The 9,096-nt window shown below is 63.8% G+C and carries 6 protein-coding genes and 1 pseudogene; 5 read left to right on the top strand and 2 right to left on the bottom strand.

What is annotated here, in order from left to right; all coding sequences use genetic code 11:
- Positions 1-174 precede the first annotated feature (174 nt).
- Positions 175-1,485, bottom strand: a complete 1,311-nt coding sequence (locus tag ACQKP2_RS11835; RefSeq protein ID WP_427576564.1) for an MFS transporter — start codon at positions 1,483-1,485, stop codon at positions 175-177.
- Positions 1,486-1,654: 169 nt separating this feature from the next.
- On the opposite strand from ACQKP2_RS11835, the gene ACQKP2_RS11830 reads away from it, so the two are divergent.
- The 4 genes and pseudogenes from ACQKP2_RS11830 (at position 1,655) to ACQKP2_RS11815 (ending at position 5,896) form a co-directional block, all read left to right on the top strand.
- Positions 1,655-2,779, top strand: coding sequence for a sugar diacid recognition domain-containing protein (locus ACQKP2_RS11830; RefSeq protein WP_427576563.1), 1,125 nt, complete (start codon positions 1,655-1,657; stop codon positions 2,777-2,779).
- A gap of 211 nt (positions 2,780-2,990) precedes the next feature.
- On the top strand, positions 2,991-4,133 hold the full coding sequence (locus tag ACQKP2_RS11825) for a glycerate kinase (protein WP_427576562.1): 1,143 nt from the start codon (positions 2,991-2,993) through the stop codon (positions 4,131-4,133).
- A gap of 137 nt (positions 4,134-4,270) precedes the next feature.
- Positions 4,271-5,038 (top strand): annotated as a pseudogene (locus ACQKP2_RS11820) (MCP four helix bundle domain-containing protein); the annotation flags it as partial.
- Positions 5,030-5,896 carry a methyl-accepting chemotaxis protein gene (locus tag ACQKP2_RS11815; RefSeq protein WP_427576567.1) on the top strand — a complete coding sequence of 289 codons (867 nt, stop codon included), beginning with the start codon at positions 5,030-5,032 and terminating at the stop codon, positions 5,894-5,896. The pseudogene ACQKP2_RS11820 and the gene ACQKP2_RS11815, both read left to right, overlap by 9 nt.
- A gap of 934 nt (positions 5,897-6,830) precedes the next feature.
- On the opposite strand, the gene ACQKP2_RS11810 is transcribed toward ACQKP2_RS11815, so the two are convergent.
- On the bottom strand, positions 6,831-7,193 hold the full coding sequence (locus ACQKP2_RS11810) for a DUF6124 family protein (RefSeq protein WP_427576561.1): 363 nt from the start codon (positions 7,191-7,193) through the stop codon (positions 6,831-6,833).
- Between the two features lie 480 nt (positions 7,194-7,673).
- Between ACQKP2_RS11810 and ACQKP2_RS11805 the strand changes: the two genes are divergently transcribed.
- Positions 7,674-8,861, top strand: coding sequence for a pyridoxal phosphate-dependent aminotransferase (locus tag ACQKP2_RS11805; protein ID WP_427576559.1), 1,188 nt, complete (start codon positions 7,674-7,676; stop codon positions 8,859-8,861).
- Positions 8,862-9,096: the final 235 nt, after the last annotated feature.

Genomic DNA, 9,096 nt, shown 5'->3' with positions numbered 1-9,096 from the left:
GCCAGGCTTGCCGGCGAAAGCGCCCGTGAAAACGCCTTCGCCGGCAAGCCTGGCTCCTACAGGCGAAAGCGCCCGTGAGAACGCCTTCGCCGGCAAGCCTGGCTCCTACGGGCGAAGGAGCCCGTGAGAACGCGTTCGCCGGCAAGCCTGGCTCCTACAATCACAGATCAATCATCAAGCGCGCAGGGTGCGGGTCATGCGCAACGCCAACACGCTGCCGCACACGATCACCGCCGCCAGCAGATACAACGCCGCATCGGTCGAACCGGTGGTGTCCTTGACCCAACCCACCAGATACGGGCTGAGGAAACCGGCCATCTGCCCCATGGAGTTGATCAACGCCAGGCCACCGGCTGCGGCGCCCGCGCTGAGCAGGGCGGTGGGCACCGGCCAGAACATCGGCAGGCCGGTGAGGGCGCCCATGGTCGCCAGGGCCAAGCCGAGAATCGCGATGGCCGGGCTGGTGGCGAAGTTCACCGCGATCAGCAGCCCCAGCGCACCCATCAGCATCGGCACCACCAAATGCCAGCGGCGTTCCTTGCGCAGGTCCGCCGAGCGGCCCACCATCAACATGAACACGGCGGCCAGCAGATACGGAATGGCGCTCAGCCAGCCGATCACCAGGTTATCGCTGAACCCCAGGTTCTTGATGATCGACGGCAGCCAAAAGTTGATCGCGTAGACGCCGCTCTGGATGCAGAAATAGATCAGGCCGAATGCCCAGATCGCCGGGTTCTTGAACACTGCCGATAGCGAATCGGAGGTGGTTTTGGGTTGGTTGGCCAGGTCGTGCGCGTGGTCGGCTTCCAGCACCGAACGCTCCAGCGGCGTGAGCCATTTGGCGTTGGCGTAGCTGTCGCTGAGCAGGAAGTACGCCAGCGCGCCGAGGATCACGGTGGGAATGCCCTGCAGCAGGAACATCCACTGCCAGCCCGCCAGGCCACCTTGACCTGCGGCGAAGTGGTTGAGAATCCAGCCGGAGAAAGGGCTGCCCAGCAAACCCGAGACCGGGATCGCCGACATGAACAGCGCCATGATGCGGCCGCGGCGGAAGGTCGGGAACCACTGCGAGAGATACAGCACCACGCCCGGGAAGAACCCGGCCTCGGCAGCACCGGTGAACAGACGCAGGCTGTAGAACTGAGTCGGCGTGGTCACGAACAGCAGGCAGGTCGACAGCGTGCCCCAAGTGATCATCATCAGCGCGATCCAGCGCCGTGGGCCGAAACGGGTCAGGGCCAGGTTGCTCGGCACGCCACACAACACGTAACCGATGAAGAAAATCCCGGCGCCCAAACCGTACACGGTTTCGCTGAATTTCAGCGCGTCGAGCATCTGCAACTTGGCGAAGCCAACATTCACCCGGTCCAGGTAATTGAACAGGTAGCAGATGAAAATAAAGGGGATCAAACGCAGGGTAATGCGTTTGTAGACGGCGTTTTTCTCGTCGACGATGGTCTGGGTAGCGGCGGCGCTCTGTGACATGGCGGCTCTCTCTTTATTATGATTTTTTGCGACGCGCAGGGTAACGTGGGTCGCCCGCAGAGTCTCGGTCACCCCGTAGGCGCTGTCTTTGTGCCTGAGCACAGGGTTTGCCGGCACAGCCTGTGCGGGTGAACAACCGCCCGACAATCTCGTTTGCAAGGATCCCCTCATGTTCGAACTCGATCACGACCTGGCCCAGGACATCGTCGACCGGGCGATGGCTATCCTGCCGTACAACGTCAATGTCATGGACAGCCAGGGCTTGATCCTGGGCAGCGGCGAACCGGAGCGCGTCAATACCCGACACGAAGGCGCGCAACTGGTGCTGGCCAACGGTCGCGTGGTGGAGATCGACGCCCAAACGGCGATCCACCTCAAAGGCGTGCAACCGGGCATCAACCTGCCGCTGATGCTCGACCAGCGCCTGATCGGCGTGCTGGGCATCACCGGCGAGCCCGAGCAATTGCGCACCTACGCCGCCCTGGTGCGCATGACCGCCGAGATGCTGGTGGGCCAGCGCAACCAGCAGTCGGAACAGCAATGGCGGCGCCAGCGTTGCGATGATTTGCTGGCGCTGCTGCTCAGCGAGTCCGGCGACTCGCCGCGACTGGTCGATGAAGCGCAGCAGTTGGGCCTCAAGCCACAGATGACGCGGGTGCCGTACCTGTTCGAGCTGGGTCTGGAACACGCTGCGGGGCAAACCGCTGAGGCACTCAGTGCCTGGTTGACGACCCGTCACCCTGACAGTTGGTGCGTGAGTTCGGCCAAAACCTCGTTGCTCTGGTGCCGCCCGGCCAGCCAATCGGTGGAGAACGAACGCTTGCTGGAAAAGCTCGACGCGCTGGGCTGGAACATCCTGCGCATCGCCGTGGGGGGGCAGGCCGACGGGCTCTCGGGCCTGCGTCGCTGCTACCGCCGGGTCGGCGACCTGCTGGCCTACGGGCGCGAGGTGTTGCCCCGATCGCGCTTGCTGACCCTCAACCGCTATCGGCTGCCGGTGATGCTCTGGCGGCACCGCAACGATGACGCGCTGGACGAACTGCTCAACCCGTTGCGCAAGGTCATGGCCAAGGACAGCAACGGTCAGTTGCTGGCCACCCTGCGCAGTTGGTGCGAGCACGACGGCCAGAGCCAGGCCTGCGCCGATGCGCTGGGCATCCACCGCAACAGCCTGCGCTATCGCATGGAGCGCATTGCCGAGATCGGCGGCGTCGACCCCTTGAAGCTCGACGGCATGCTGGCCTTGTACCTGGGTGTGCAGCTGCTGCCCCAGACAGACACCCATTCCCTGTAGGAGCGAGCACGCTCGCGATGGTCGTCAACGATGACGCGGGCTGTCTGGGTGCCCGCGGTGTCTGGGCCTCCATCGCGAGCGTGCTCGCTCCTACAGGTGAAGCCACGTTTTGTGGAAATGAACAATAATCCACTCAACCGCTTGTGCAGCGGCCCGGCGTTATTGTTCAGGCCGGCTGGCAGCATGGGGGCCTTGCAACCGGAGAATTGCCATGAAGATCGTCATTGCCCCCGACTCGTTCAAGGACAGCCTCAGCGCCCAGGGCGTGGCCGATGCCATCGCATTGGGGCTGGCCGAGGTCTGGCCGCAGGCGCAACTGCTCAAGTGCCCGATGGCCGACGGTGGGGAAGGGACGGTCGAGTCGGTGCTCGCCGCCTGCAAGGGCCAACTGCGCCGCACCGAGGTGCGCGGGCCGCTGGGCGCTACCGTCAGCGCCGCGTGGGGCTGGTTGCCCGACAGCCACGCCGCGATCATCGAAATGGCCGAAGCCAGCGGTTTGCAATTGGTGGCGGTGGATCAGCGCAATGCCTGCATCAGCAGCACCTACGGCACCGGTGAACTGATCCGCGCGGCGCTGGATGCGGGTGCACAACGGGTGATCCTGGCCATCGGCGGCAGTGCCACCAATGACGCTGGCGCCGGCGCGCTGCAAGCACTGGGGGTGAACCTGCTGGATGCCAACGAGCAACCACTGGCGCCGGGCGGCCTGGCCCTCGGGCAACTGGCGCGTATCGATCTGGCAGGCATCGACCCGCGTCTGGCCTCCGTGCGTTTCGACATCGCGGCCGACGTGAACAACCCGCTGTGCGGCCCCCACGGTGCCTCGGCGATATTCGGCCCGCAAAAGGGCGCATCGCCCGAGCAGGTCGAACAGCTCGACAGTGCCCTGGCCCATTTCGCCGATCACTGCGCAAGCGCCTTGGGCAAGGACGTGCGTGACGAACCGGGCAGCGGTGCCGCGGGTGGCCTGGGCTTTGCCGCCAAGGCATTTCTGGGGGCGCGATTTACCGCCGGAGTCGAGGTCGTGGCCGAGTTGGTCGGCCTTGCGCACGCAGTGGCCGGTGCAGACCTGGTGATCACCGGCGAAGGACGCTTCGATGCCCAGACCCTGCGCGGCAAAACGCCGTTCGGTGTGGCGCGCATCGCCCGGCAGCAGGGTGTGCCGGTGATCGTGATTGCCGGAACCTTGGGCGAGGGCTATCAGGCGTTATATGAACACGGCATCGATGCCGCCTTCGCCGTGACGAGTGGGCCGATGACCCTGGCACAGGCCTGCATGGATGCGCCGCGTTTGCTGCGTGAACGGGCGACGGACATCGCCCGGGTGTGGCAAATGGCCGCCTGTCACAATTGACAGTCATCGAAAATTCTCGAAAAAACCCTTAAGAAAACCCCCACGCCTGGCCGATATAAAGGTCAGGCGCACACACACCTGCGCCCGACAACCAACCTGGCAGGGATGCTCGCCGCTCAATCACCGAGAGCCCTCCCATGTCGTTGCGTAACCTGAACATCGCTCCCCGAGCCTTCCTGGGCTTTGCCTTTATTGCCTTGCTGGTCATCGTGCTCGGCGTTTTCGCCGTCAATCGCATGGGCACCATCCGCCAGGCGTCCGTGGACATGGAAACCAACCAACTGCCCAGCGTCGCGTTCCTCGGCAACATGACGGAAAACGTGCTGCGCATGCGCATCCTTTCCTTCCGGGTACTGGTCAACCGTGACCCGGCAGCGTTGCAGGATGCGCAAACGCGCATTGGCGTGCTGGTCGACAAACTGCGCACCGCCCAGGCCAGTTACGCCGCCTTGCCCGCCCAACCCGAAGAACTGGCGTTGTACAGGACCTTCACCGCCACACTCGACAACTACCTGCAAGCGCAGAACCAGATGATGGAGCTGTCGCGGCAAAACAATGTCGATGACATGCGCACCCTGATCAATACGCGTATCAAGGACGGTACCGATCAGATGGGCGAGCAGCTCAATCAACTGGTGGCGCTCAATGCCGGCTACGCCAAAACCGCTTCGGCGGACGCCGGCGAACATTACAGCAGCGCCATCACCGGCATCATCGCCGTGGCGGTGATCGCGGCGCTGATGACCGTGCTGCTGGCCTGGCTGCTGACCCGCAGCATCGTCACGCCGCTGGGCCGTGCGGTGCAGGCGGCGCAAACCATCGCCGGCGGCAACCTGACCCAAGCCATCGTGGTGGACGGCAAGGACGAGCCGGCGCAACTGCTGCAAGCCTTGTCGATGATGCAAGCCAACCTGCGTAAAACCATCGAGCAAATCGCCGGCTCCGCCACGCAACTGGGCGCCGCCGCCGAAGAGCTGAGCGCGGTCACCGAAGAGGCGTCCCGTGGCTTGCAACAGCAGAACAACGAAATCGAACAGGCCGCCACCGCCGTCAACGAAATGACCGCAGCGGTGGAAGAAGTGGCGCGCAATGCGGTGTCCACCTCCGAAGCCTCCAACCAGTCCACCCAGGCTGCCCGCGAAGGCCGCGACCGCGTGGTGCAAACCGTCGACGCCATCCAGACCATGACCCACGATGTGCAAAACACCTCGCTGATGATCGAGGGCCTGGCCGCACAGGGCCGTGATATCGGCAAGGTGCTGGATGTGATTCGGGCGATTGCCGAGCAGACCAACCTGCTGGCGCTCAATGCCGCCATTGAAGCGGCACGAGCCGGCGAAGCAGGGCGCGGCTTTGCCGTGGTCGCCGATGAGGTGCGGGCGTTGGCCCATCGCACCGCGCAGTCGACCCAGGAAATCGAAAAAATGGTCGCCGGCATTCAGAACGGCACCGGTGAGGCGGTGTCGTCGATGCAGCAAAGCAACCAGCGCACCCAGGACACCCTGGAAATGGCCCGTGCCGCTGGCGTCGCCCTGGAGCAGATCACCCAGTCGATTCACCTGATCAACGAACGCAACCTGGTGATCGCCAGCGCGTCGGAAGAACAGGCGCAAGTGTCGCGGGAAGTCGACCGCAACCTGGTGAACATCCGCGACCTGGCCACCCAATCCGCCGCCGGCGCCAACCAGACCAGCGCCGCCACCCACGAACTGTCACGCCTGGCCGTGGACCTCAACGCCATGGTCGCGCGCTTCTCCATCTGACCGTATCCGTATTCGTAACCGTGGGAGCCAGGCTTGCCGGCGAAGGCGCCCGTGAGAACGCCTTCGCCGGCAAGTCGGGTCGCCGCACCGCTGGCTCCTACGGTGTTGGGGGGGACCACAAAATAGCGGTGCGCCGCGAGCCTGTGGGAGCTGGCTTGCCAGCGATGGCGCAGTGTCAGGCAGTGGAGATGTTGGAGGTGATGGCCGCATCGCGAGCAGGCTCGCTCCCACACTGAACCTGCGTGAATTCAACATTTGTATTCGACGAATATCCCCTGTGGGAGCGAGCCTGCTCGCGATGGTCGTCAACGATGACGCGGGCATTGAGGATGCACGCGGTGTCAGTGAGGCGGGTCGAGCTGGTCGAGAACGCCTTCGCCGGCAAGCCTGGCTCCTACGGTGTTGGGGGGACCACAAAATAGCGGTGCGCCGCGAGCCTGTGGGAGCTGGCTTGCCAGCGATGGCGCAGTGTCAGGCAGTGGAGATGTTGGAGGTGATGGCCTCATCGCGAGCAGGCTCGCTCCCACACTGAACCTGCGTGAACTCAACATTTGAATTCGACGAATATCCCCTGTGGGAGCGAGCCTGCTCGCGATGGTCGTCAACGATGACACGGGCATTGAGGATGCGCGCGGTGTCAGTGAGGCGGGTCGAGCTGGTCGAGAACGCCTTCGCCGGCAAGCCTGGCTCCTACGGTGTTGGGGGGGACCACAAAATAGCGGTGCGCCGCGAGCCTGTGGGAGCTGGCTTGCCAGCGATGGCGCAGTGTCAGGCAGTGGAGCTGTTGGAGCTGATGGCCTCATCGCGAGCAGGCTCGCTCCCACACTGAACCTGCGTGAACTCTACATTTGAGTCCGACGATTATCCCCTGTGGGAGCGAGCCTGCTCGCGATGGTCATCAACGATGACACGGGCATTGAGGATGCACGCGGTGTCAGTGGGGCGGGTCGAGCTGGTCGAGCACGCGGTTGGCGGTGATTTCGGCGAGCATGATGCTGTTGGAGATGCCCAGCAGGGCATTGCGCGAGCCGCCTTCCAGGTGATCGACCAGTTGATGGACCATGACGTCCACCGAGGCCAGGGTTTCGACCAGGTACACCATCAGGGTTTCGCTCGACGCTTGCGGGTCGACGCTGAACAGGGTGCTGGGTGTGCGTGGCGTGGCCTTGATGTCGGCGGTGGAGGGAGGGAAGTGGAAGTCGAGGGCGCGTTCGGCGGCTTCGTTGAGTGTTTTCGAGTCGGGTTCGTACGGCGAGGCCGGGTCGGTGCCTGGCGGGTTTGGTGTTGGTTTGAACATTTCTTAGATTCCTGATGATGTGCCATCCCGCCTGCTGCTAAACGGGGAGGGTGGCAGCTGGACGCAGGTTAGCAGACCGGGGAACCTAAGAATCCGGCGCGCCCGAAGGCGCCCTGCGTACAGCTACCATCAGAATGCAGGCGCAAAACCTGACTGAGAGTTGCGTAGTACGTCTTAGGTTGTTCAGGGCTGCTAAACCCGATCACTGACACTCAGTGACCCGATTCAAGTTACCGACGGCCCCCAAGGCGCACAAGCCGGCGGATTCTGGCGTAAGCGTAGGCGGCGACGCAAGCGCTTGTAGCTTGCTTCAAGTAACTGCGCAGCCGCTTAAACAAGCACGTGCAGGCCGCGTTTAAAAGGCACATCCGTATCCCAGGCAACCTGTCGAATCCGGCGATTAACCGGAAGGTGAGGGTGGCGCGTTCGTTGAATTGAGATAGGGTTGTGGGCAGGGAAACCGCGCCACAGGAGAACACCATGCGCTACTCGACCTTGACCCAACGCATCGCCGGTGACGGCGCGGCAGCCTGGCAAATTCACGACCGAGCGCTCGAACTGCGCGAGCAGGGTGCCGATGTGTTGCTGCTGTCAATCGGCGACCCGGATTTCGACACCCCACAACCCATCGTCATGGCCGCCATCGACAGCCTGCTGGCCGGCGACACCCACTACCCGGCGGTGCGCGGCAGCGCGGGGTTGCGCCACAGCATCGCCCGACGCCACCAGCAGCGCAGTGGCCAGGCGGTGGACGGCGACCATGTGGTCGTGTTCCCCGGCGCGCAATGTGCGGTGTACTCGGTGGTGCAATGCCTGCTCGACCCCGGCGATGAGGTGCTCGTCGCCGAACCGATGTACGTCACCTACGAAGGCGTGTTCGGCGCCTGCGGTGCCAAGGTGGTGCCCGTGCCGGTGCGCTCGCAGAACGGCTTTCGGGTCGACCCGGCGGATGTAGCGGCGCTGATCACGCCCAACACCCGCGCCATGTTGCTCAACAGTCCGAACAATCCGTCCGGGGCCAGCCTGTCATTACCAATCTGGAAAGAGCTGGCTGCACTGTGCGTGCGCCATGACCTGTGGCTGATCAGTGACGAGGTCTACAGCGACCTGCTCTACGAGGGCGAACACATCAGCCCCGCCAGCCTGCCGGGCATGGCCGAACGCACGGCCACCATCAACAGCCTGTCCAAGTCCCACGCCATGAGCGGCTGGCGGGTGGGTTGGGTGATCGGGCCGAAGACCTTGTGCGAACACCTGATCAACCTGTCGATGTGCATGCTGTTCGGCATTCCCGATTTCATCCAGAACGCCGCGCAATTGGCCCTCGATGCCAACCTGCCGGAAGTGGCGTTGATGCGCGATGAATACCGCCAGCGCCGCGACCTGCTGTGCGAAAGCCTTGGCCATTGCCCGGGCCTGCGGGTCATTCGCCCCGATGGCGGCATGTTCGTGATGGTCGATGTGCGCCAGACCGGGCTGTCCGCTCAGCAATTCGCCGAGCGGCTGCTGGAGGGTTATGGCGTGTCGGTGCTGGCCGGCGAGGCGTTCGGGCCCAGCGCTGCGGGGCATATTCGCATCGGCCTGGTGGTGGACCGGTTGAAACTGGCCGATGCCTGTCGGCGCATTGCGTTGTGTGCGACAAGGTTGCTTGAGGCGCGGCGTGCCTGAAGTTTTCGGGCGTTTTCACTGGTTTCAACCCTGCGCAATCCCGTCCCTCCCTGCGCAGGGAACCGGTGCCTACCTGTCAACATTGACAGTTTCGCTTTTTCCTTCTTGAGCGCTTAATCCGCCCAAGGTCAGTTCGGCCTGCTGCGGGCACGGATGCATTTGCCCCTCCCGTGGCGCCCATGCTGTCGACCGACGCAATGGCCGTGGCGCCGCCCATGGCTCAAATGGCGTGACA

Origin of the sequence: Pseudomonas sp. NPDC089569 (assembly GCF_050280625.1) — a bacterium.
GTDB lineage: Bacteria > Pseudomonadota > Gammaproteobacteria > Pseudomonadales > Pseudomonadaceae > Aquipseudomonas.
The sequence above is the reverse complement of the archived record's forward strand: the minus strand, read 5'-3'. Positions and strand labels throughout refer to the sequence as shown.